Here is a 25,102-nt window from a genome sequence, read left to right on the forward strand (position 1 = left end):
AAGTATATATAAATATGTTATATAATAATTTACATTACATATAAGGCAGTGACAATATGTTCAGAGAAATGAGAAGAAAAAAGCAACAGCTTTCCGCTGACGAGGTTGAAGAAATACTCAAAAAACACAACACCTGCACCCTTGCATTATCGGGCGATGACGGTTACCCTTATTCCCTGCCGATAAGCTACGCTTACATTGACGACAAAATATATTTTCACTGTGCAAAAACAGGTCACAAAATCGATGCCGTAAAATCAAATGAAAAGGTATCACTTTCTATCATAGATTCCGACGAAGTTATCGAAAAAAAATACACAAATAAATACAAATCCGTTATCGTTTTCGGCAAAGCAAGAATTATCGAAAACAAAAACGAAGTATATAAAAACTGCGTACAAATGGCAAAGGCCATCTGCCCCCATATGGACGATAACGGAATCAAGGAAGAAACCGAAAGATTCATAAACGAAACCGCAGTAGTTGAAATCACACCGGAGCACATCACGGGCAAAGAGGGACTTGAATTTTACAAACTACGCAAATAATTTTGCAAATTTATACATAATATATTATATATCACTGCACAGAGGTTAAATATGAAATATAAATTGAGAAAAGACCCTATAAACGAAATACCAAAAGGACAATTGATATTTTGGATTATAGTCAGAGTGACAATGATTATATGTGCAACATACAGTTTTGTTACAGGCAATGTGGTAATGGGATTTGAAAGCATTTTTTGTTTCATTTTTTCACATCTTTGGGATATGTTCCAGATTTTCGGTCACACAAGTTTTATTATTGAAGTGCCGCCGTTGTCGCAAACTATGCTGAATTTGATTATTTTCATCGGCATTTTGTTCGGCTCGTATTTTAAACTGTTTGACAAAATCAGTTGGTTCGACAACTTTATGCACATTTTAAGCGGGTTTGTTTGCGCTGTTTTCGGTTATGACTTTGCCGTGATAATTCAGCGTAAAAAAGGGCAATGTGCCGCAACGCTTGCCGCACTTTTCAGCATAATGTTTGCGCTGTCAATCGCAGTTGGTTGGGAGTTCTACGAATTTTTGATGGACACCCTCCACGGCACAAACCTTCAACTTGCAAAATACGGCACTGAAACCGCAAACATTGACATTTCAAAATACCACAACGAGTACGGATATTTGGGACTTGTGGACACAATGACCGATATGATGATGAATGCAATCGGCGGAATTTTTGGAATGATATTCATGGTAGTTCTGCGTAACAAAAAGAAGAAAAGCAAATGACAACAGCCGAAAAAGAACAAGAACTAAAAAGAATAATCACGGAGCACGGCAAGGTTGCTGTTGCATTTTCATCGGGTGTTGACAGCACACTTTTGCTAAAGGAGTGTGCCGACACACTCGGAGCGGAAAATGTTGTTGCAATCACGGCGTGCTCTCTTGCGTTTCCGAAAAGAGAGCAAAACGAATCAACGGAGTTTTGCAAATCGGAGGGAATAAAACAAATCCAATTCAACATCAATCCGCTTGAAATCCCAAGTTTTTGCACCAATCCGCCCGACAGGTGCTACATATGCAAAAAGGCGATTTTTACAGAGGTTTGCAGAATTGCCGATGAGCAAAAATGCAACTGTGTTTTTGAGGGTTCAAACCTTGATGACGACAACGACTACCGCCCGGGGATGAGGGCAATACAAGAATTAGGCGTTGTCAGTCCGTTGAGAAAAGCAGAACTGACCAAGGCGGAAATCAGACTTTTATCAGAAAAGCTAAAACTCAAAACAGCGAGCAAGCCATCCTTTGCCTGCCTTGCAACAAGGCTTGAATACGGCGACACAATAACGGAAGAAAAGTTGAAAATGATTGACCGTGCCGAACAATTGCTGATTGACCTCGGTATAAATCAAGTGCGTGTGAGATTGCACGGCAAAACCGCAAGAATAGAGGTTGAGCAAGAGCAAATGCAAACCGTTCTTGAAAATGCCGACAAAATCACAACAGCTTTTCAAGGCTACGGATTTGACTACACGGCACTTGACCTCAACGGCTACAAAACAGGCAATATGAACAAATCAATACAACAATAAACAAAGCGTATGTCAAAATTTTTGGCATACGCTACAGCGTGTCTAAAAAGTATTTTTGACACGCTGTAGGCTGTTGAGAAAGGTTCTGAATTTCGTTTTCTTGCGAACTTTGCTGTACGATTGTACCGCTTGTGAGCAAAAAACGAAAAACGCCAAAAATGCTGTAAGTATCGAACTTACAGCATTTTTAAAACCCCACCGTCAACACTTCGTGTTGCCACCTCCCCTTATAAATAAGATGAGGCAAATGAGTTGAATATATTTGGCGTGGTTCAGGGGCTTTATCGACAGTCTGAAAGAGTATGTCAAATTTTTTGACATACTCTTTCATTTTATTCTCCGATTAAATGCTTGTACGAAGCTGTGACAAAGCCTCTAAACAACGGGTGCGGTTTGTTTGGGCGTGACTTGAATTCCGGGTGGAACTGACACGCAACAAACCATGGATGCTCCGGAATTTCTATCATTTCAACAATATGATTATTTGGGCTTGTGCCTGCAAAAATCATACCGTGGCTGAGCAACGAATCACGGAACTTGTTGTTAACCTCATATCTGTGACGATGACGCTCCCAGATTTCATCTGCGCCGTACAACTCATACGACTTTGATTCCGGATTGAGCACACAAGGATATTTGCCGAGACGAAGCGTTCCGCCGAGGTCGGTCAGGTTTTTCTTTTCAGGAAGAAAATCAATAACAGGATACCTTGTTTCGGAATCAATTTCGGCAGAGTTTGCACCATCAAGTCCCAAGACATTTCTTGCAAATTCGATAATTGCAATCTGCATACCGAGGCAAATTCCAAGGTACGGAATGTTGTGAGTTCTTGCGTAATTGCAGGCAAGAATTTTGCCCTCGATGCCACGACTGCCAAATCCTCCCGGTACAAGAATACCGTCAACGCCCTTGAAAACTTCGTCAAGGTCAACACCGTCTGCCTCAAGGCTTTCGGAATCAATCCAATCAATATCAACCGCACTTCTTGTGGCAATTCCGCCGTGTTTGAGTGCCTCGTTTACGCTGATATACGAATCGTGAAGTTCAACATATTTGCCGACCATTGCAATTTTTACGGTTTGTTTTGGATTACGAAGTGCAAAAAGCATATCCTCCCAATCGCTCAAATCCTGATTTGGGGCGTCAATGCCGAGTTTACGCAAAACGACCTCGTCCATTTTCTGCTCCTTGAGCATCATAGGCACTGCATAGAGAATATCGCAATTGTTGTTTTCAATAACGCAATCCTCACCAACATTGCAAAACAGCGAGATTTTTCGTTTGATTTCCTCTGTAAGCGGATGTTCTGTTCTGCACACGATAATATCAGGCTGAATACCGATAGACAGCATTTCCTTAACCGAGTGTTGAGTAGGCTTGCTCTTCAACTCGTCCGAAGCGGCAAGATACGGCACAAGAGTTACATGGATGAACACGCAATTCTCTCTGCCATAATCGCACGCAAACTGACGGATAGCCTCCAAAAACGGCTGGCTCTCGATATCGCCGATTGTTCCGCCGATTTCCACAAGGCAAACATCTGCGCCCGTGTCCTCATTACGACGGATATAATTCTTGATTTCGTTGGTAATGTGGGGAATGATTTGAATTGTCTGTCCGCCGTAAACGCCCTTTCTCTCGTCCGAAATAACCTTCCAGTAAACTCTGCCCGAAGTGAGATTTGAATTTTGAGACAAGCTCTCGTCAATAAACCTCTCATAATGTCCGAGGTCAAGGTCGGTTTCGGCGCCGTCATCGGTTACAAAAACTTCGCCGTGCTGAACAGGATTCATTGTGCCCGGGTCAACATTGAGATACGGGTCGAGCTTTTGAGCCGTCACCTTCAGTCCTCTTGACTTGAGAAGTCTGCCAAGGGATGCCGCAGTTATCCCTTTGCCAAGTCCCGAAACAACACCGCCTGTGATGAATATGTATTTTGGCTTTTTCATAAATTTGTCCTCCTATAAAATTTTATAAAAAAGACGGCAATACACCCTTTGGGGGGTGTACAACCGTCATTGATTGTTGTGCGACCCCTTGTGTTATTTATCGTTACAAGTGAGTCTGATTCCGAGTTCCTTAAGCACCTTTTCATCAACAGTGGAAACCATAACGGAACAGTGCATTTCGCTGTGCTTGAGTTTGTCAAGCTGTGCAAGTGCACGCTTTGCATTGTCATCGGTAACCGCTGAAATTGCAAGTGCAATAAGAATTTCATTTATGTGCAACTGTGGATTTTTTGCTCCAAGATGATGTGTTTTTAAGTTTTCGATAGGTTTGATAACCTCCGGGTCAATCAAGGTCACATCATCCAATTGTGCAAGTGCCTTAAGTGCATTCAATATTGTGGCACTCAAGCAACCCATAATTGCCGAAGTTTTGCCCGTGATGATTGTGCCGTCAGGCAATTCAACAGCTGCCGCAGGTGCATTTGTTTTTTCGGAAAGTTCTTCCGCAAACTTAACGCATTTTCTGTCGAAAACATCAAGGTGAGCATTGGTGAGCAAAAGCTCCAATTTATATATCTCGCTGTCGTTCTTTGCGCCACGCTTTTTGTTGCGCTTTGCATTGAAGTATCTTCGGATAATTTCATTGTTTGACGCTTCGCAAACTGCGTCATTGTCAATAATGCAGTTGCCCGCCATATTAACGCCCATATCGGTAGGCGATTTGTACGGACATTTGCCGTAAATCTTGTCAAATGTTGCCTTGAGCACAGGGAAGATTTCCACATCTCGATTATAGTTAACCGTTGCTTTGCCATACGCTTCAAGATGCCACGGGTCAATCATATTGACATCGTTGAGGTCTGCCGTTGCCGCCTCATACGCAATGTTTACAGGGTGGTCAAGCGGAATATTCCAAATCGGGAAAGTTTCGAATTTTGCATATCCTGCTTTTACGCCACGCTTGTTTTCGTGATAAAGCTGTGAAAGGCAGGTTGCCATTTTTCCGCTGCCCGGACCCGGTGCGGTAATAACAACAAGTTCCCTTTGAGTTTCGATATAATCGTTTTTACCGTAGCCCTCATCCGACACAATTTTTGAAATATTGTTTGGATAACCGTCAATCAAATAATGATGATAGGTCTTTATGCCTGCATTTTTCAGTTTTTCCTCAAATGCCAAAACCTTTGGAGTTGCGGTATACTTTGTGAGGCAAACCGAACCGACAAACAAGCCCTTGCTTTCAAAAGCGTCAATGAGTCTGAACACATCAACATCATAAGTGATGCCGAGGTCGCCCCTGATTTTATTCTTTTCTATATCATCCGAGCTGATGACAACAACAACTTCTGCCTCGTCTTTAAGCTGAAGGAGCATTTGAAGTTTGCTGTCAGGCAAAAATCCCGGCAAAACTCTGCTTGCGTGATAATCGTCAAACAACTTTCCGCCGAATTCGAGATAAAGCTTTCCGCCGAATTCCGCAATTCGCTCCTTTATTCTGCTTGATTGCATAGACAAATATTTGTCGTTATCAAATCCTATTTTATACATTCCTACTATTGTCCCCTCTTATGAACATTCTAAAAAAAGAAAAGACAGATGCACAAAACACCTGTCTGTACTTACTTATTATAAAGTATGGAGAGGAACTTTTCAATAGGTTAATTAAAAAATTTTAAATTTTTTGCAAGGCGAACACATTTCGCCCCTACAATATATATATATTATTTTGTTTTACCTTTAAGGAATGGACGAAGCGGTTTGTAAATCAATGCAGAAATCGCAACGCTGATTAAACCCTTGATAAATGTGAACGGCACATTATAAATCAAAATTGCCATTTCGATGCTGTTAACCTTGAAGAGTGCCTGATAAACGCCGAGCACAGCCTCTTTTGGCATAAAGTTGTAATAGAACGGATAAACAACAAAGAGGTTTGACGGATAGCTGACAACCGCCATAATGAGTGCACCGATTACACCTCCCAAGATTGCGCTTTTCTTTGTCTTATGTTTTTGATAAATCAAACCTGCTGTGAGAGTGAAAACTGCGCCCAAAATGAAGTTTGACAATTCGCCTACATATCCGCTTCTGCTGACTGCAAGGTGAATCACATTCTTCACAAGTTCAATGAGCACGCCGGCAATCGGACCATACGCAAACGCACCGAGAAGCGCCGGTAAATCCGAAAAATCGAGCGCAATGAAGTTGACGGGACTTGGGATTTCCAAATACTGAAGTGCTGTTGCAACCGCCGCCAACACGCCGCAACCAACAATGAGATGTGTTTTGTTTGCCTTTGTTTTTTCGTTTTGATTGATGATGTATTCCTTTGACATAGTCGTTCCTTTCCTGCCCGGGATGGCATAAGAAAAACCCTAACATAAATATGTTAGGGCGAAAGACAAATCCGATACTTGCGCACTCATCACTGCGCAAATACTATTAAGATTTTATATTTCTTTCATCCGGACTTTAACCGTCGGTTTCGGATTTTCACCGAATCAACTGTCTTGCGACAGGTCGTGGACTATACCACCGGTGAGGAATTGCACCTCGCCCCGAAATATTTTGTATAACTATAATAATACCGTCTATGCAGTTTGTCAAGAAAAATTATTTTCCAAAAACTATGCCGTGTAAATCGGTGAAGTGACGGCAAGGAGTTTTTTCTCTCCGTCAACCTTGCCCCAAAGCTCGGCACGGTACCAATGATTATTCTTGAGATTAATATGAATATGTCGCTCGGACACAGCAGTTTCCATAACACAAACACCGCCGTTTGTAATGAGTTTGATTGTTTGATACTCAACTTCTTCTGCACCTGAATTTTTCTCTCTTGAATGGAGGTCGGTGAAAAAACTGAAAACACTGCTTCCCTTTTTGAGCGTTTCACCGATTGTGTAGGTCACGCCTTTTTGATGAACACGGAAGAAAAATTTTACACCCGTTGAAGCAACACTTTTGCCCATACGCAAAGCCTTTAGCGCATTGTGCTGATTAATTTCGCCGTCTATATCAAGATAAGTACAACCGAAGTGACCGCTGTTTTCGTCATTTTTCCAATCTCTGCCATAGGTGCAGGCAATGTGACAACCCTTATCAAGAAGTTCTGTCCACATAGCAAGTGCCCTGTCATTTTCGGCATTTGCGAAAGTGAACGCACCGTGCCACACTTCAATAAAATCAATGTTGCGGTGATTGCGAAGATTGAATTTCCACGCACCGTTTTCATCAAACGGATGAGATATGCCGACAACTGTGCCGTTGCCACGAAGCTCCTGTATCACACTATCGATATTGTCGGGTGTTGTGTTTGAAGTGTCAACAGCAGAATCAATACCGAGTGCAAGCAGGCTTCCGTACGGAGTTGCACACTCCATACCTTTGATTGACGGAGTGACGGAATCGTCAAGTTCCGCAAAGCCATCGGTTGTGTTTTTATCGGTAATTGCTATTAAAGCGAGGTGGTCATCAGCAGATTTTTGCAAGAGTTCGCTGACAGAAAAATTGCTCTCACCGTGATTGCTGTGGCAATGAAGTTCGCATGGTAAATAGCTCATAAAAGTCATCCTTTAAATGTTAATGTAAATATTATATCACCATATAAACAGATATTCTATTGATAAACTTCAACAAATATTATATAATATTCTTGGTGATAACTATGAAATTAAATCTCAAAAAATGGATGGCGGACTTTGACAATAACGAAAATTTGTTTGAATTGACTATCCCCGGCAGTCACGACTGCGTCACTCAATTTGTGCAATTTCCGCATCACTTTCAAACACAAAGCCAAAACATATACGAACAGCTGAACATCGGCATTCGTGCGCTTGACATCAGGGTTGAAAGCAAGGGCGAACGACTGAAAATGGTGCACGGAGTAGTCAAGGCATTTTGCACGGCAAACCGTTCCGGCGGTCAAATGGACCTTGAAAATGTGCTTGACCATTGCTACAAATTCTTGGAGGAAAATCCGAGCGAAGCCATTATTTTTCAGTTCAAAAACGACAGCAACAGTGAAAACGAAAAGTGCTTTGACAACCTCTTTTACACCTACATAAAAGGCAACGAGAGCAAGTGGTTCACCGAAAATCGTGTGCCTAACCTCGGCGAATCAAGAGGCAAAATTGTGCTCATTCGCAGATGCAAAATGAGGACGGACAACAAGGAATTCACCGATGACAACACGGGAATTGACTTTTCTCGCTGGGTCGAACAAAGAACGGCAGAACCTCACGCACTGACACTTGAAACAAAGAGCAAGGACAATGCCGTGTTCATCATTCAAGACAGATTTAAATACAAGCCTGTTGAACGCTGGAACGAGTGCCTGAAGCCGTTTTTGGACAGTATGGGCGAGTTTGACGGCAGATACGTAATTAACTACACATCAACCGCAGGCGGTTCAAAAGGTCCGAGAAAGAACTCGAAAATTATCAACGAATATTTTATGGGTTATCAGCTTGACAAATCAAAGTACTACGGCACGATTTATCTTGATTTTCCGTTCCCGGAACTTACAGAAAAAATTATTTTACACAACTACAAATAATGAAAGCCCGAAGTACGCTTCGGGGTTTCAGACTGTCGATAAAGCTCCTGAACCACGCCAATAAAATAAACTAACCGCTTAATGCCTCCTTAAACGGAGGTGGCAACACAAATTGTTGACGGCGGGACTTTAAAAAATGCTGTAAGTATCGAACTTACAGCATTTTTGGCGTTTTTCGTTTTTTGCTCAGTCGAGGTACCACCGTACATCTTCCTTCGCAAGAAAACGAAATTCAGAAACTTTCTCAACAGCCTACAGCGTGTCAAAAACACTTTTTCGACACGCTTGTTTATATTAGCCTTTAAAATATTTTACCGCAAAGATTGACAAGCCGAGAATGACAAGGATTGCACCTGTTATACGGTTGAGGGTTGTCGGTTTTGCCTTGTTTGCGAAATATGCCGCAACCTGTGCAAAAACAAGGGTGCTGACAATGCAAACAACAAGTGCAAGCATATCGGGTTTTCCGCCGATTGCAAAATGGCTCACAGAACCTGTAAGGGCGGTTGCACTCATAATGAAAACGCTTGTTCCAACCGCTGTTTTAAGCTCATAACCGAGCACGGAAGTGAGCACCAAAAGCATCATCATTCCACCGCCTGCACCGATAAATCCGCAGATGAAACCGACCATCACACCGCAAAGCGCAGAACGGATTGCCTTTTGTTTATCCGTTGCCGATTTAAGTCTTTGCTTCGGCTCAACAACAGGCTTGACAATAAACTTGACACCGAGCAAAAAGGTCATAAACACGGAGAAATTGCCCATTGTTGTCCTCGGCACAATGCTTGCAACATAACTGCCGACCATTGTGAAGCACAGCACCGAAATCATCATTATAATTCCGTTTTTAATATCGAGATTTTTATTTTTTCCATATGTATAAGCCGACACGGCACTTGCCAAAACATCGCTTGCAAGAGCAATTCCGACAGCCATATACGAGTCCATATCCAAAAAAGTTATAAGCACCGGACTGATAACCGCCGCCGCACTCATACCCGCAAAGCCTGTGCCAAGTCCTGCACCCAAGCCGGCTATGATACAAATCAAAATTTTGAGCATTTTGTCACCCCCCCAAAAGTATAAAAGGTATTATATTGCAACAAAATACAATAATCAACGAAAAAATTGTTAAAAATATTTTTATATATTGTTAATTAATACTGTACTATTCCTATATTACTGTACTATTCCTATATTGATTTATTATAAGTTATATGTTATAATTTATAGGTTAAAAACACATTAAGAGGTTGGATATGCAGAAGTATCAGCTTGAAATAAACAATATTTTTGTTGAAAAAGGAAAACTGAATATTGAAGCTACTGCAAAATTTGAAATCAATCCGCTTGCAACCGTGCCAAAAATCAGACTGCTGTTTTGCGGGCAGGGGCAGACAAGACGCTTTCCTTTGCCTGTGCAGGAGTGCACAAAAGAAGACGGCATTTGCACTGCCAAAGCACAGTACAGCTACAATCTCTACTATTTGTTCTACGAGCAGACTTTGACAGAGCCTGCTGTGCTCACCTTTGATTTGGCATACGGTGCAGACGAATACGAAGCAGTTGAATTTACAATTAAAAGTTTTGACAACGAACATTTGAAAATTGACGGCAACCATGTTGTGATTGACGACAAAATCAAATATCACAAGCAACATTTTGGATTGCAGGATTTGACAAAGCGTTCAACATACACAATCACGCTCAAAAAACCGATTGTGAAACTCCTCAATATTTACTACAAAAAATATTGGAAAATGCCTGTCAAAATGAACCGTGTCACCTTTATTTCCGGCAGACGATCGGAGCTTACAGGCAACGAAAAATTCGTGTACGACAAGCTAAATGACACCAAGGGAATTGATTTTCAATTTTTGATGTTCAGCAGTGCCAAGGGGCATTACAATATTGAAAATATCAAAAGATTTTTTGAACTGTACACCACATCACGAGTTGTGATTGTTGACGACTATTTCAGGATGCTCAACATTGTGCCGAAAAAGGACGATGTAAAACTGTTCCAGCTATGGCACGCCTGCGGTGCATTCAAGACTTTTGGTTTTACCCGAATCGGCAAAGACGGCGGTCCTCGCCAATGGGCGAAAAATCACAGAATGTACGACTACGCCGTGGTGAGTTCAAAGAACATTGCAAAGCATTATGCCGAGGGTTTTGGTATTCCTGACAATTGCGTGTTGCCAAGCGGTGTACCGAGGACGGACATTTTCTGCGACAGTGAATACAAAGCTAAAGTGCAGACGGCTTTTTACGAAAAGCACCCACAGTTGAGAGGCAAAAAAATCATCCTCTTTGCTCCGACCTTTAGGGGCAAAGGACAGATGAGTGCATATTACCCGACCGACAAATTCAACCCTAATGAGATTTGCACGGCACTCGGAGAGGACTACGCAATCATCATCAAACTTCATCCGTTTTGCAAAGAGAAGTACGAGATTGACGAAAGCCTCCGTGACCGCATAATCGACCTTTCGGAAGCAGACGAATTGAACGACCTTTTGTTCGTTACCGACCTGCTGATAACCGATTATTCCAGCGTTGTGTTTGAGGCGTCATTGCTCGACATTCCGATGCTGTTCTACGCATTCGACCTTGACGAATACATTGAAAATCGTGATTTCTACTACGATTTCAAGGAATTTATTCCGGGCAAAACGGTTGCAACTCAAGACGAGTTGATAACCGCCCTTCGCAACAAGGATTTTGAGAGCGAAAAAGTTGAAAACTTTAAGCATAAATTCTTTGACGACATTGACGGCAAATCAAGTCAAAGAGTGGCAGACAAAATAATATCTTTACTTAATTTGGAGAATTAACATATGGCGTATAAATCAAAAACCGACCCTGCCTTGCAGGCACTTCAAACAGAAAATACATCAGCGGTATTTTCTCTCAAAAGAAGCATTTTGACTCATTTTCAGGATTTCACAAAAGATTTCCAGTCAAATATGCACCACAAAGGCTATCGCCGTTTTATGGACAAGCTTATGGACAAAGAAATTCCAAAGGCTTACAGAGAGGCGGCAAAAGCTCCTGTTGACGAAAAGAAAGTTGTGTTTGTTGAGGTTAGACATCCGCAGATTACAAACAGTATGCAGGTTATGTTTGACGAACTTGCAAACAACTACGACTACAACATCCACACACACTTTTTGCTTACAAACGGCACAATCAGAGCCGATTTCAGAAAGCGTTGCCTTGATGCGGTCAAGGATATTGCAACAGCAAAATATGTGTTTATGAACGAGGCGTCAAACACAATGTCGGCAATGCCTCTCCGCCCTGAAACAAAGATTATTCAACTTTGGCACGGTTGCGGTGCATTCAAAAAATTTGGTTTTTCAACCGCAGATTTGATTTTCGGTGCGTCAAAAGACGAACAACTCAAGCACCCGTTCAACAAGAACTATTCGCTTGTAACCGTAAGTTCTCCTGAAGTTATCTGGGCGTACAACGAAGCTATGAACATTGACGAGAGCAAAGGCATTGTTCAGGCAACAGGTTCAAGCAGAACAGATATTTTCTACAACAAGGAATTCCTCAAGGAAGCCAAAGAGCATGTGTACGAGCTTGTTCCGCAGGCAAAGGACAAAAAAATCATTCTTTACGCTCCAACATTCCGTGGCAGAGTTGCAAAGGCAGAAACACCCGATATGCTCAACATCAAAATGTTTTATGAGGCACTCGGTGACGAATACGTGCTTCTCATCAAGCACCACCCTGTTGTTAAGAATCCTCCTGCCGTTCCGGAGGAATATAAGAACTTTGCAATGGATGTCGGCAACATTTTGAGCATTGAGGAACTCCTCTCAACAGCAGACATCTGCATTTCGGACTACTCATCTCTTGTATTTGAATACAGCCTTTTCGAAAAGCCTCTCATTTTCTTTGCATATGATTTGGACGAATACTTTGACTGGAGAGGCTTCTATTATGACTACTACGAGCTTGCTCCGGGTCTTATCGCAAAGACAAACTTTGAGATGATTGACTACATCAAGCACATTGATGAACGCTTTGACAAAAAAGCAATTCAGGATTTCAGATACAAATTTATGCGTTCTTGTGACGGTCACGCCACACAAAGAATCATCGACACTGTTTTTGAAAATCCCGAAGCACACAGAAAAGAGTGCAAGAATTTTGAACACTTCTACACCGTGCCAAAGGTTGAAAGCAGTAAAACTCCGTATTTCAAGCGAGTTGAAAATGTCAAAAAGCAAAAGAAGAACGCAACAAAACTCTATGACGGCGTTAAAAACAGCGAGCTCGAAAAAGGCAGTGTTATTGCACTCGACATCAAATCAAAAGAGGTCAAGACACTTGCAAAGGCAAACGGCATAAAACTTGTTAAATCGAGCAATCTTGACGAGGCAATTCCTGCCATCGCACAAAGCGAATACATCATCATTGACAAGCCGAGCACCTTGCTTGACGGCATTGAACTTCGTGAAGAAACAAAGGTTATCTACCTTCCTCCAAACGCATTTCCGCTCAAGACCTTCGGTTGCGACACAAAGGGATACAGAAGCGGACTTCGCAGAGAAATTTACGAAACCGCACCGCTGTTCAAGAGCGTTTCTGCCGTTACCGCACCAAGTGAAGCAACAGGCGAACTTTTCAAAAAAGAATTCGGCAAGGATGTCAAGGTTCTCAACATCGGTGACATAAAGACCGACATTTTCTTTGACGAAGCAAACAAGAAAAAAATCCTTGATAAGATTTACGAAACCAATCCAAAACTCAAGGGCAGAAAAATCATTGTTTACATCTCAACAAACGGTGAAGCAATTGACGATTCGGCTATGTACGAATATCTTTACAAGGATTATGTGCTCCTCAAATGCTACACAAATCTCAACAATGCAACCGAAACATTGATTTATTATTCAGACAGCATTGTTGATGTGAGCAATATGTTCAAGCCGTACGAACTTCTTTCTGTTGCAGATATTGCAATCGGCAACATCAACGCTCCTGTTTTGTCGTTTATGTCAACAGGCAAGCCTGTGTTCCTCTACACAAAGAACACCAACAAGGCACTTTCGGAAATGGAAACGCTTGTTGATGTAAAAGAAGACATCAAGCTTCCTATATACAACGACATTGAGGATGTAATAAAACAAATTTTAAATATTGAAAACTACGATTATTCGGGTTATAATCAAACCAAGGACAAGTACCTTGCAAACTGCAACGGAAAGAGCCTGGAAAATTTGCTTAATCAATTAAAATACATTAACAAACAATCTTAATTTAAGGAGATATTATTATGACATACGGTGTTATTCTTGCCGGCGGTATCGGCTCAAGAATGGGTGGCGACAAGCCAAAACAATACCTTACCGTAAAAGGCAAGCCTATCATCATATACACTATCGAGAAGTTTTTGGTAGTGCCTGAATTTGAAAAAGTTATCGTTCTTTGCCCAAAGCAGTGGGTTGAGCACACAAAGAACCTCATTGAAAAGCACATTGCGCCTGCAAAGGACAGAGTTGCTGTTATTGAGGGTGGCTCAACAAGAAACGAAACTATTATGAACGCCATCAAACTCATCGAATCGGAGGGCAACCTCAACGATGACACAATCATTGTTACTCACGATTCTGTTCGTCCTTTCGTAACACACAGAATTATTGAAGAAAACATCAAAGCTGCCAAGGAATTCGGTGCTTGCGACACAGTTGTTCCTGCAACCGACACAATTGTTGAAGCTATGGACAACGCAACAATCTCAAACATTCCTGACAGAAGCAAAATGTATCAGGGTCAAACCCCTCAATCATTCAAGGCTCTCAAGCTCAAGAATATGTACGAAAGCCTTTCTGACGAGGAAAAGGACATCCTCACAGACGCAGCCAAAATCTTTGTTATCAAGGGTGAAAAAGTTGCTCTTGTTCAGGGTGAAACATTCAATATGAAAATAACCTACCCTTATGATTTGAGGGTTGCAAAGTCTTTGTTGGAGGACGAAACCGATGATTAATACAATCTATCGCTTGGTAGCTCCAAGACGATTTGAAATTGCATTTGAGGACATCAATATGTTTGGCGAAAATGCAATTGTAAGACCTACAAATCTTTCTATCTGCAATGCCGATATGAGATATTACCTCGGCACCCGTGACGCAAAGGTGCTTGCAGAAAAGCTCCCTATGGCACTCATCCACGAGGGTATCGGAGAGGTGCTCCACGACCCGTCGGGCAAGTTCCAAACGGGCGACCTTGTTGTTATGGTGCCTAACTGCCCTACCGAAAAGGACGACTATATTGCAGAAAACTACTTGCGTTCTTCAAAATTCTGCGGTTCTTCTATGGACGGCTTTTTGCAGGAATTTGTTGAGATTTCTCCAAACAGACTTGTAAAACTTCCGCAGGACATTGACAGAAATGTTGCGGCTTTTACCGAAATTATTTCTGTATCCGTGCACGCAATCACCCGATTTGACAAAATTGCTCACGCACGCAGAGATGTCATCGGTGTTTGGGGTGACGGCAACCTCGGCTACATCACTTCATTGTTCTTGAAGTATATGTTCCCTAAATCAAAAATTGCTGTTTTCGGCACAAACAGAGAAAAACTCAACGACTTCACCTTTGCAGATGAAACACATCTTGTAAACGAAGTGCCTGACGGCTTCACAATGGATCACGCATTTGAATGTGTGGGCGGAAACGGCAGTCCTATCGCAATTGAGCAAATTATCGGACTCATCAAGCCTGAATCAACTCTTTCTATTTTGGGCGTCAGCGAATATCCTGTGCCTATCAACACAAGAATGATTCTTGAAAAAGGCATCCGTATGTTCGGCACATCAAGAAGCGGTGTTGCCGACTTCCAAAAAACAGTTGATATGTATGTTGAACACCCTGAAATCATTGACTATCTCGGCAATCTTGTAAGCAGTGTAAATGTTGTGAGAACAACGACCGACATCAAGAATGCTTTTGAAAAAGACACTCAAAAATCATTCGGCAAAACCATTATGAAATGGGAAGAATAGTGTGAAAAATCACACTATTCCGATTGTATGCCCTCAAAATTTGCCGATGGCATAATTTTGAGATGGCAAAATTTCCATTATACGCCTTCTCCGGCTACAGCAATGGCGTATGTGATTTTTAATGAACTATTTGTAGCCGGAAAGGCTATGGAAATTAATATGATATTTTTTGTACTCGTTCTTTTGCTGTTGATTTTCAACAAGATGGAAATAAGCAAGCCGGGCGAATTCAACAAAGATTATATTTCGCCCGACGGCACGCTGGCAATCAAGGGAATATTTGTTGCACTCATTTTGTTGAGCCACGGCAAGGGATATATTGAACTCGGCGGAATTTATGACGAACCGTATATTGCAATGCAAAACCATCTCAACCAAATGGTGGTGGCAATGTTTTTGTTCTACTCGGGATTCGGAATGATGGAAAGCATAAAGAAAAAGCAATTTGCCTATGTCCAATCCGTTGCAACAAAAAGGTTTCCGAACCTGCTGTTGAACTACGATTTGGCGGTTCTGCTGTTCTTTGTGCTCGGATATATAATCGACCGTCCGTACACAGCCAAACAACTTCTTATTGCATTGACCGCTTGGGAAGGAATAGGCAATTCGAGTTGGTACATTTTTGCAATACTCGTGATGTACATCGCTGTTATGATTGCGTTTTTGCCAAAGAAATTCAATCAAAGCAAAGCACTCGAAATTGTGTCTATTGTCGTTTTGACGGCACTCAGCATTGCTGTTGTGTGGGGATTGAAGAAAGTCGGAAGACCCGGTTTTTGCTACAATACAATCATCCTTTTCCCACTCGGATTTTGGTACAGCTACTTCAAGAACACAATTGAAAAGCTGTTGATGAAAAACGACATCATCTATTCGTGCACATTGGCTGTTGTTGTGATTGCATACATCCTTGCATTTATGCACAGATGGGACAGATTACTGATTTTTGAAATTTGGGCAATGCTTTTCTGCGCACTTATGATATTGCTGACTATGAAAATATCTTTGCAAAATGAGGTTCTCAAGTTCCTCGGCAAGCATATTTTCAGCATCTATATTCTTCAAAGAATACCGATGATATTCCTTGACCACTACGGTGTGTCGGATAGACATAAATACATCTTCCTCATTGCTTCGTTTGCGCTAACCATAGCAATGGCAGTTGTCTTTGACTTCGTGACAGGCAAAATATCAAGTGCCATATGGAAAAAGAAGAAATTAAACTAATAAACAATATAGCAAAAAGAGACGATTTACATCGCCTCTTTTCTATATTTATTTCCCTTGTTGTCTTGGCAAAACAACCTTGACCTTGAACAAGTCGCCGTCAATGTGGATTTCCATTCTGCCGTGCATTGCCCGGCAGAGGTTGTCTGCAATCGAGAGTCCCAAACCATTACCCTCCTCGTTGCGTGACTTATCACCACGAACAAAGCGTTCTTTCAGTTCATCCGCCGAAATGTCAAGCGGTTGAGCCGAAACATTTTTGATTTCAAACACGGCGGTGTTGTTCTGCTCGTAAACATCCGCATAAACTCTTGAGCCTTTTGCAGAATATTTGCGTGCATTTGACAACAAGTTTTCAATAACTCTGTATGTCTTTTGACCGTCTGCTATTGCCGAAAGGCTCTTTTTGTCGCCCTTGAAGATGAGTTCAAGTCCGTTGTCGGCAAATTCCTGCTGATGTTCAACGACTGCCTGGGTTGCAAGCTCTCCCAAATCAAGCTGTACCAAATTGAGCTTTACCACTCCGCTGGTAATCTTTGACGCTTCCACAAGGTCGTCAATAAGTCGCTTCAGCCTGCCACCCTTTTCGTCAAGAACACCGATGTATTCTTGCGCTTTTTCGTCTTTAATATCGCAGTGCTTCAAGAGGTCAACATAAGTGATAATTGATGTGAGCGGTGTTTTCAAATCGTGCGAAACATTTGTGATAAGTTCGCTTCTCATTCGCTCATCCCGAACAGCCTTGTCAACCGCACGGTTAAGTTCCTCGGCTGTGTATTTTTGTGCATCCACAAGCATCTTTAGGCTTTGCGGAAGTTTTTGGTAGTTAACTCTCGGCGGTCGTCTTTCGTTAAACGCCTTGATGATTTCGTCAAGGTCCATAACATATTTTACAATAAAGACAAGGCTTGCCACATTCATCCCAAACCAAACAAGGCAAAGGAGCCATCTCACTCCGCCCTCATCACAAAACCACACAAAGAACATCAACAGCAAATTGACAACACCGTAGCCGATGAGATATGCCATTAGTTGCTTTTTAAATACATCAGGACGGTATTTTAAGAACGCAATGCCTTTCTTTGCAGGCTTTGCAACAACCGTCTTAAAGAGCCATACAAGGCACTTTATCAGCATATAAACAAGTGTGTTTTTGAAAAATCCGCTGTGAGCCTTTACCTGTCTTGCCACCGATGTGAGCCACTCGCTCATAACAAGGAAAATTGCAAAAGCAAGAGCACAAACAAGAGGCATGAACATATTTGAGTTTATAACAACGGCAACCATATCCGCTAAAGTGCTGTAAATATCCGCTTCGGAAAACAGGCTTCTAGCATAAAAATAAAGTGAATTAACCAACAGGAAAAATCCGCCTGTAACAAGTCCGCCGCTTACAAGAAAATGCAAATCGTTTGGCACTTTGTCGATTTTGAAAGTTTTGTATTCACTGCCTTTTCTGCCTGCAAGCACGCAGTTCCAAACAAGGAGCAACAGCAAAAGTATGATGCAGGCAACGCTCACGGCAAAGTTTTTCATCGGATTATGATTGACTTTGTCAAAATTTTCCTGAATTTCGGAATAGTAATCATCCTTTGCCTTGCTCATATCAATTTGAAAATAAGCCTGCTTTGTGTTATTGGTGTAGAAATCATCATAATTGCAAAGCGAATAAAACCTGTTTCTGCCCAAATTGTCCTCGCCGAGCCAAAAGCCTTTATCTGCCGTTGCATTCTTTTTGAATGCGTTTACATCATCAACATTTGTGTAAACGATACCGTCTTTTGACTCAATGTAAAATTGCAAAGCATCCGAAACTTCGGTTTGAGTGAGATAAGGTCCGAGATTTTTGGTTACTTCGTTATCAAACTTTTTTTCAAGGTATTTTTGTGCCTGTTCGCTTGAATATGAGAACGGAACAGAACATGTAAACCACAAATATCTTCCTGCTGAAAGTTCTCCGGAGTATTGCTTTTCAAAGTAGAAAACATCATTTCCGAACTCATCATATTCATGTTGAATGTTATACAGCGATAATGCGTCGTCATAATCAACATCACTTTCATCATCTTCGTCATAATATTCATCATTATACGACTTTTGTAACGCTTGACTGTTTGCATCATAAAAGCTTTTTGATTCAAGGTATTTTGAAAGCATACCGTCAATGAATTCTGTTTTCTTTTTTTCAACCTGCTTTTGCATATAGTTTCGATTTGACCAAGCAAGCACAGAATTAACATCTGTTTTAAAATCATTTTCAAATCCGTTTGTATCATAAACAGTGAGGTCATTGCGTAGGCAATCGTCAATGCCAAATATATATGCCGATTTGACAACTTCAATTCCGTTGAGCATACCCACAACGATAAAAATCAACGCAAGCAAAAACGAAATGACTCTTGATGCCTTTTGAATTTTAATATTTTTCAATTTTGTATCCAAGTCCATACACCACCTTTAGATATTTAGGGTCTTTGGGGTTAATTTCGATTTTTTCTCGGATATTTCGTATATGTACGGTTACGGTTTTTTCAATGCCGAACGAAGCCTCGTTCCACACAGCCTCATAAATCTGTGAAGAAGAAAGAACAACATTCATATTCTGCATAAGATATTCAAGAATTCTGTATTCACGGGCTGTGAGGTGAACCTCCTCGCCGTCAACGGTTACACGCTTTGACTTTGTGTCGAGCACAAGACCGCCCGTGATGAGCTGACTGTCGGTTTTCACCATTGAACCGAGAGTTGAATAGCGTCTGATTTGGCTTTTCACCCTCGCCACAAGCTCAAGAGGATTGAACGGCTTTGTAACATAATCATCGGCACCGAATGAAAGTCCCGTGATTTTGTCCGTGTCCTCGCTCTTGGCAGAAAGAAGAATAATCGGAAAATTCTTGTTTTCTCTGATTTTGAGCATAGCGTTCAAGCCGTCAATCTTGGGCATCATAATATCAAGGATGAGGCAGTGCACTTCGTTATTTTCCGCAACCTTGATACATTCCTCGCCGTCAGAAGCGGTGAGAACATTGTAGCCCTCGTTTTCAAGATAAATCTTAATTGAATTTTGAATTGCGATGTCGTCATCGCATACTAAAACCGTGTACATATATTTCCCCTCCGGTGATTGTATTAAACCATACCGAATTTAATAATTGAACAAGAAAAAGTAAAGAACTGTCAAAGAATAAAATTTACTTTTTTGATTTGATGTAGTGATACTTTTTGTTTTGAGTGAAAATGAACACTGCCGACATCACGAGTGCAAAAGCCTCTGCAACCGTGATTGAGAGCCAAATTGCCTGCTTGCCAAACAACAGTGGCAAAGCAAAAATACAAACGATTTGGAACAAAAGTGTTCTCAAAAACGATATAATCGCACTGACAAGTCCGTTGTTGAGTGCCGTGAAAAATGCCGAAGCGTAAATGTTATATCCGACAATCAAGTACGAAGTTGCAAACAGTCTGAACGCCATAACCGTAAGGTCAAACAATCCCTTATCGTAGCCGACATAAATGCTTGCAATAGGTCCTGCAAGGAACACAGAAGCAACTGTGATTATGCCCGAAAAAACGAACAGGGTCAAAAGGCTTTTTCTGAATATATTTTGAAGTTCCTTATAGTTCTTTGCGCCGTAATTGTAGCCGACAATCGGTGACGAGCCAATAGAATAGCCGATGAACACCGATGTGAACAGAAAGTTGATATACATAATTGTGCCGTATGCAGCAACGCCGTCCTCGCCGTAATACTTCATAAGTTGAAGATTGTACATCATATTCACAAGGTTGACGGATACATTTGTCATAAGTTCCGATGAGCCGTTACCGCAAGTTTTGAGTAGTGCCCTACCGTCAAACTTTGTTTTGCAAAGACGGAGCGAACTTGAATTTTTGCTGAAGAAATAAATGAGCGGAGCAAAACCGCCGATGCTCTCACCCGTTACGGTTGCGACTGCTGCGCCGACAAGTCCCCATTTGAAAATGCCGACAAACAAAAAGTCCAAAATAATATTTGTAACCCCTGCAATAATTGTTATTGCAAGTCCGATTTGTGGCTTGCCTGCGGTGACCATAAAACTTTGGAACATAACCTGAAGCATAAACGGAATGGAGCTGATCGAGATAATTCTACCGTACAAAATGCAATATTCAATCATATTTTCGTCTGCACCGAGAACTTTTGCGATTTGCGGCATAAAGATTTCTGCAAGAACAAAAATAACAGAACCGAAAATAAGAGTTATATAAACAAGCATAGAAAAGACTTCGTTTGCCTTTTTCTCTTTACCCTCGCCGAGCAATTTGGACACAATGGCATTACCGCCTGTGCCGAACATAAAGCCTATTACGCCCATCATTAATAAAAACGGCATAACAAGATTAACGGCGGCAAACTGCGTTTTGCCCGCATAGTTTGACACAAAGTAGCCGTCAACAACATTGTAAATGCTTGAAAATATCATCATAACGATTGACGGAATTGTAAATTGTATCAACTTCTTAAAATTAAAATGGTCTGATATTTGAACTTTCATTTTCCCTCTCCGAATCTATTTTACTCAATGACTATACCATATATATGTAGATTTGACAACCGTGAATGTAAAAACCGCAAAAAACAAAAAATCACCCGTAGCATTTCTACCACGGGTGCAATAAATTACTTTACTTTGTTGCTTCAACAATGCCCTCTGCAAGTCCGGCAATAGATTGAATTTCCGACGGGATAATAATCTTTGTTGCCTGACCGTCAGCAGCTTTTGCAAACGCTTCAAGTGCTTTAAGTTTCAGCACAGCCTCATTGGCATTAGCCTCGTTGAGTAGCTTGATTGCCTCTGCGCTTGCCTGTTGAACAGTTGCAATAGCCTGTGCCTCACCCTCTGCTTCTCTGATTTTTGCTTCCTTGACAGCCTCTGCACGAAGAATAGCCGACTGCTTTTCTGCCTCTGCTTCAAGGATTTTTGACTCTTTATGACCTTCTGCCACAAGAATTCTTGATTGCTTTTCACCCTCTGCACGGAGAATTGCCTCACGGCGTTCACGCTCTGCCTTCATCTGCTTTTCCATAGCGTCCTGAATTTCACGAGGAGGGATAATGTTTTTAAGTTCAACTCTGTTAACCTTGATGCCCCACGGGTCGGTTGCTTCATCAAGAATTACACGAATTTTTGCATTGATTGTGTCACGGGATGTGAGGGTTGAGTCGAGTTCAAGCTCACCGATGATGTTACGGAGTGTTGTTGCCGACAGATTTTCAATAGCGGAAATCGGGCTTTCAACACCGTAGCAGTAAAGTTTTGGGTCGGTAATTTGATAGAACACAACCGTGTCAATCTGCATAGTAACATTATCTTTTGTAATTACAGGCTGTGGTTTGAAGTCAACAACCTGCTCTTTAAGCGACACAACCTTTGCAATTCTGTCGATAAACGGAACTTTCACATGAAGTCCTGTTTGCCAAGTTGTAAAGTAAGTGCCGAGTCTTTCAATAACATAAGCCTTTGATTGCGGAACAACTCTGATGTTTGCAAAAACGAGAGCCAAAAGTGCAACAACGAGCACAACGATTACTACAAATAATTTCATAAATTTTCTCCTTTAAATAATTCTATTATATGCTAATTTTTTTAACTATTAATTTTACGCCGTCGATTTTTTCAACAGCAACAAGGCTGTTTGGCGGAAGAATTTTGTCATCACAACTTCGGGCAGTCCAAACCTTGCCGTCAATTTTCACCGTTCCGGTCTGTGCAATGTTGTTGATTTCCTCAACAACCACAGCAGTCTGCCCGATGACTCGGTCTGCATTTGTCGGCTGAACCTTTGTTTTCAGCTTTTTGCGAACAAGCGGTCTTGTCACCAAAAGTGCAAGCACGCTGACCGCAATACAGATAATAACTTGAAGGTAAATCGGAGCGCCCAAAAGAGCCGCCACAAGACCTGCAACCGAGCCGATAACAAACCAAATCGACACAAGTTGAACAGTCACTGCCTCCAAAACACCGAAGCCAACTATTGCCACCGCCCAAATAATATACATCATTGAATCAGACACATCTTTCACCTCCATAATAAATTACATATGCGCTGTTCCATATGTTGTGCACATTATACCATATTTTGCGGAATTTTTCAATATGTTGTGAATAGTATGAATGAGATTTACAATCTGTTCATAATCCGATACCACGGGAATAACACAAATATTTTTAACATACAACCTATTGTGGTTAAATTTTGACACTTTACATATAAAAAAGAAGCCATCCAATACGGATGACTTCCTAAATTATGGATTAAGTTTAAACTAAAATTACTTAAGTTCAACTGTTGCGCCTGCTGCTGTGAGAGCTTCCTTAAGAGCTTCAGCGTCAGCTGTTGGCATTGCTTCCTTAACTGTTGAAGGAGCGCCGTCAACGATTTCCTTAGCTTCCTTAAGGCCAAGACCTGTTGCTTCACGAACTGCCTTGATAACCTGAATCTTGTTTGCGCCTACTTCTGTAAGAACAACATCGAATTCTGACTTAGCTTCAGCTGCTGCTGCGCCACCTTCTGCCGGAGCTGCTGCTACTGCTACTGCTGCTGCAGTTACGCCGAATGTTTCCTCGATAGTTTCTTTAAGTTCTTTGAGTTCAAGAACTGTAAGTTCTGCGATTGAATCTACAATTGCTGTAATCTTTTCTGATGCCATGATTTTTCCTCCGATATAATTAGAATTAAATTTAGTAATTATTCTGCCGGTGTTTCAGCCGGTGCTTCTGCCGGAGCTTCCTCTGCCGGAGCTTCCTCAGGAGCTGCTTCAACTGCTGATGCACCGCCCTTTTCTTCAAGTGCGTTAACTGCACGAGCGATACAAGCGATAGGTTCTACTACAACACTTGCGATAGTTGCAAGGAGAGTTTCTCTTGAAGGAAGCTTAGCAAGTGCTACAACTTCTTCGTTAGCGATGATTGCACCGTCGAGATAACCTGTCTTGATATTGAAGCTTTCATTTTCTTCTGCGTACTTGTTGAGAATACGAGCTGCTACTACATAATCATCAACAGATGTTGCAACTGCTGTTGTACCTTCTACAACAGAATCCGCAATCTCAAGTCCAACTTCTTCAGCTGCACGCTTAAGGATAGAATTCTTAACTACTGTGTAAGTAACGCCTGCTTCACGAAGCTCTTTTCTGAGCTTTGTATCGTCTTCAACGTTGATACCCTTGTAGTCAACAACTACACCTGCGCATGAACCCTTGATGCGTTCTGCAAGATCGGCAACTTGTTGCTTTTTCTTTTCAAGAACTACTGTACTTGGCATTTTAGTTTACCTCCATAATTATTTTGCCGCACAAGCGGACTTTGGAGCTATCCAACAAATATAAAAGTGCATCCCCAAATCGAGGATGCACGACATTACATAAATTTGCACGAAAGTGCTACATAATGCTCATTCCTCGGTAGGCGACAAAGCTTATGTCACAGGGACACCTACTGTCTTTGGTTGAACAGCTTGTATATTGTATCACAAGAGCTTGCTCTTGTCAACAACTTTTTTATTCTGCAGATGCTACAGAGCCAACCTTTGAAGGGTTGATTCTTACGCCGGGACCCATTGTTGAAGCTACTGCGCATGACTTAATGTATTGACCCTTTGCTGCTTCAGGCTTTGCCTTGATAATTGCGTCAAGGAGAGCATTGAAGTTTTCGAGGAGCTTGTCTGTACCGAATGATACCTTACCGATTGGGCAGTGAATGATGTTTGACTTGTCAAGACGGTATTCAATCTTACCTGCCTTTGCTTCCTGTACAGCCTTTGCTACATCCATAGTAACTGTACCTGCTTTTGGTGAAGGCATCAAGCCACGAGGGCCGAGAACCTTACCCAAACGACCAACAACGCCCATCATATCAGGAGAAGCGATACATACATCGAACTCCATCCATCCGCCTTGAATCTTCTGCATCAAGTCCATATCGCCAACGAAATCTGCACCTGCATCTTGAGCAGCCTTTGCAAGATCGCCTTTAGCGAATACTGCAACCTTAACATCCTTACCTGTACCGTTTGGCAAAACAACTGCGCCACGAACCTGCTGGTCAGCATGACGAGAGTCAACACCCAAACGAACATGTACTTCTACTGTTTCATCAAACTTAGCCTTAGCTGTTTTTTCAACGAGGTCCAAAGCTTCTTTTGATGTGTATAAATTAGCGCGGTCAATCAATTTTGCGCCGTCTGTATATTTCTTTCCGTGTTTCATTAAAAATTA

The 25,102-nt window shown here is 41.6% G+C and carries 22 protein-coding genes, 1 riboswitch and 1 other annotated feature; of the genes, 9 read left to right on the forward strand and 13 right to left on the reverse strand.

What is annotated here, in order from left to right; all coding sequences use genetic code 11:
* The first annotated feature begins 56 nt into the window (after positions 1-56).
* Genes B5D29_RS01650 through larE form a run of 3 tightly spaced genes read left to right on the forward strand, consistent with a single transcriptional unit; the run spans position 57 to position 2,083 of the window.
* Entirely contained in the window at positions 57-548 is a 492-nt protein-coding gene (locus B5D29_RS01650) for a pyridoxamine 5'-phosphate oxidase family protein (RefSeq protein WP_078767839.1), read from the forward strand.
* A gap of 51 nt (positions 549-599) precedes the next feature.
* On the forward strand, positions 600-1,280 hold the full coding sequence (locus B5D29_RS01655) for a DUF2238 domain-containing protein (RefSeq protein WP_078767840.1): 681 nt from the start codon (positions 600-602) through the stop codon (positions 1,278-1,280).
* Positions 1,277-2,083: an ATP-dependent sacrificial sulfur transferase LarE gene (larE, locus tag B5D29_RS01660; RefSeq protein ID WP_078767841.1), complete on the forward strand. Its 807-nt coding sequence runs from the start codon at positions 1,277-1,279 to the stop codon at positions 2,081-2,083. The genes B5D29_RS01655 and larE overlap by 4 nt, the downstream gene beginning before the upstream one ends.
* A gap of 332 nt (positions 2,084-2,415) precedes the next feature.
* Here the strand turns inward: larE and B5D29_RS01665 are convergent, their stop codons facing one another.
* From B5D29_RS01665 to B5D29_RS01680, 4 genes are all read right to left on the reverse strand, one after another.
* The gene (locus B5D29_RS01665) at positions 2,416-4,032 is read right to left on the reverse strand and encodes a CTP synthase (RefSeq protein WP_078767842.1); all 1,617 of its coding nucleotides are present in this window, start codon (positions 4,030-4,032) and stop codon (positions 2,416-2,418) included.
* A 93-nt stretch (positions 4,033-4,125) separates the two neighbouring features.
* The gene (locus B5D29_RS01670) at positions 4,126-5,580 is read right to left on the reverse strand and encodes a DUF1846 domain-containing protein (RefSeq protein ID WP_078767843.1); all 1,455 of its coding nucleotides are present in this window, start codon (positions 5,578-5,580) and stop codon (positions 4,126-4,128) included.
* Positions 5,581-5,753: 173 nt separating this feature from the next.
* Entirely contained in the window at positions 5,754-6,368 is a 615-nt protein-coding gene (locus tag B5D29_RS01675; protein ID WP_078767844.1) for an ECF transporter S component, read from the reverse strand.
* Positions 6,369-6,481: 113 nt separating this feature from the next.
* Positions 6,482-6,602, reverse strand: a riboswitch (FMN riboswitch).
* Positions 6,603-6,659: 57 nt separating this feature from the next.
* Positions 6,660-7,592 (reverse strand): CehA/McbA family metallohydrolase, encoded by a 933-nt coding sequence (locus B5D29_RS01680; protein WP_078767845.1) that lies wholly within the window; start codon positions 7,590-7,592, stop codon positions 6,660-6,662.
* Positions 7,593-7,696: 104 nt separating this feature from the next.
* Here B5D29_RS01680 and B5D29_RS01685 point away from each other — a divergent pair, with 104 nt between their 5' ends.
* The gene (locus B5D29_RS01685) at positions 7,697-8,590 is read left to right on the forward strand and encodes a phosphatidylinositol-specific phospholipase C domain-containing protein (RefSeq protein ID WP_078767846.1); all 894 of its coding nucleotides are present in this window, start codon (positions 7,697-7,699) and stop codon (positions 8,588-8,590) included.
* A 294-nt stretch (positions 8,591-8,884) separates the two neighbouring features.
* Here B5D29_RS01685 and B5D29_RS01690 read toward each other — a convergent pair whose 3' ends face one another.
* Positions 8,885-9,655 carry a sulfite exporter TauE/SafE family protein gene (locus B5D29_RS01690; protein ID WP_078767847.1) on the reverse strand — a complete coding sequence of 257 codons (771 nt, stop codon included), beginning with the start codon at positions 9,653-9,655 and terminating at the stop codon, positions 8,885-8,887.
* A gap of 197 nt (positions 9,656-9,852) precedes the next feature.
* Between B5D29_RS01690 and B5D29_RS01695 the strand changes: the two genes are divergently transcribed.
* The 5 genes from B5D29_RS01695 (at position 9,853) to B5D29_RS01715 (ending at position 16,845) form a co-directional block, all read left to right on the forward strand.
* A complete protein-coding gene (locus B5D29_RS01695) occupies positions 9,853-11,430 on the forward strand; it encodes a CDP-glycerol glycerophosphotransferase family protein (RefSeq protein ID WP_078767848.1) in 1,578 nt (525 codons plus the stop codon).
* A gap of 3 nt (positions 11,431-11,433) precedes the next feature.
* Positions 11,434-13,869 (forward strand): CDP-glycerol glycerophosphotransferase family protein, encoded by a 2,436-nt coding sequence (locus tag B5D29_RS08555; protein WP_143406709.1) that lies wholly within the window; start codon positions 11,434-11,436, stop codon positions 13,867-13,869.
* A 17-nt stretch (positions 13,870-13,886) separates the two neighbouring features.
* Positions 13,887-14,600 carry a 2-C-methyl-D-erythritol 4-phosphate cytidylyltransferase gene (gene ispD / locus B5D29_RS01705; RefSeq protein ID WP_078767849.1) on the forward strand — a complete coding sequence of 238 codons (714 nt, stop codon included), beginning with the start codon at positions 13,887-13,889 and terminating at the stop codon, positions 14,598-14,600.
* Positions 14,593-15,618 (forward strand): alcohol dehydrogenase catalytic domain-containing protein, encoded by a 1,026-nt coding sequence (locus tag B5D29_RS01710; protein WP_078767850.1) that lies wholly within the window; start codon positions 14,593-14,595, stop codon positions 15,616-15,618. The genes ispD and B5D29_RS01710 overlap by 8 nt, the downstream gene beginning before the upstream one ends.
* 147 nt (positions 15,619-15,765) lie before the next feature.
* Positions 15,766-16,845, forward strand: a complete 1,080-nt coding sequence (locus B5D29_RS01715; RefSeq protein ID WP_143406710.1) for an acyltransferase family protein — start codon at positions 15,766-15,768, stop codon at positions 16,843-16,845.
* Between the two features lie 48 nt (positions 16,846-16,893).
* Here B5D29_RS01715 and B5D29_RS01720 read toward each other — a convergent pair whose 3' ends face one another.
* The 8 genes from B5D29_RS01720 to rplA form a co-directional block, all read right to left on the reverse strand.
* Complete coding sequence (locus B5D29_RS01720) at positions 16,894-19,275, reverse strand: sensor histidine kinase (RefSeq protein ID WP_159443373.1); 2,382 nt, start codon at positions 19,273-19,275, stop codon at positions 16,894-16,896.
* Positions 19,262-19,951, reverse strand: a complete 690-nt coding sequence (locus B5D29_RS01725; protein ID WP_078767853.1) for a response regulator transcription factor — start codon at positions 19,949-19,951, stop codon at positions 19,262-19,264. The genes B5D29_RS01720 and B5D29_RS01725 overlap by 14 nt, the downstream gene beginning before the upstream one ends.
* An 85-nt stretch (positions 19,952-20,036) precedes the next feature.
* Entirely contained in the window at positions 20,037-21,380 is a 1,344-nt protein-coding gene (locus B5D29_RS01730; RefSeq protein WP_078767854.1) for an MATE family efflux transporter, read from the reverse strand.
* A 130-nt stretch (positions 21,381-21,510) separates the two neighbouring features.
* A complete protein-coding gene (locus B5D29_RS01735; RefSeq protein ID WP_078767855.1) occupies positions 21,511-22,431 on the reverse strand; it encodes an SPFH domain-containing protein in 921 nt (306 codons plus the stop codon).
* Between the two features lie 25 nt (positions 22,432-22,456).
* A complete protein-coding gene (locus B5D29_RS01740) occupies positions 22,457-22,900 on the reverse strand; it encodes an NfeD family protein (protein WP_242941718.1) in 444 nt (147 codons plus the stop codon).
* Positions 22,901-23,158: 258 nt separating this feature from the next.
* Positions 23,159-23,536 (reverse strand): 50S ribosomal protein L7/L12, encoded by a 378-nt coding sequence (gene rplL / locus B5D29_RS01745; protein WP_078767856.1) that lies wholly within the window; start codon positions 23,534-23,536, stop codon positions 23,159-23,161.
* A 38-nt stretch (positions 23,537-23,574) separates the two neighbouring features.
* Positions 23,575-24,150: a 50S ribosomal protein L10 gene (rplJ, locus tag B5D29_RS01750; RefSeq protein ID WP_078767857.1), complete on the reverse strand. Its 576-nt coding sequence runs from the start codon at positions 24,148-24,150 to the stop codon at positions 23,575-23,577.
* A gap of 51 nt (positions 24,151-24,201) precedes the next feature.
* Positions 24,202-24,351 (reverse strand) — a sequence feature (ribosomal protein L10 leader region).
* A 34-nt stretch (positions 24,352-24,385) separates the two neighbouring features.
* Entirely contained in the window at positions 24,386-25,093 is a 708-nt protein-coding gene (rplA, locus tag B5D29_RS01755) for a 50S ribosomal protein L1 (protein ID WP_078767858.1), read from the reverse strand.
* Positions 25,094-25,102: the final 9 nt, after the last annotated feature.

This window comes from Eubacterium coprostanoligenes, from assembly GCF_900167205.1.
GTDB lineage: Bacteria > Bacillota > Clostridia > Oscillospirales > Acutalibacteraceae > Eubacterium_R > Eubacterium_R coprostanoligenes.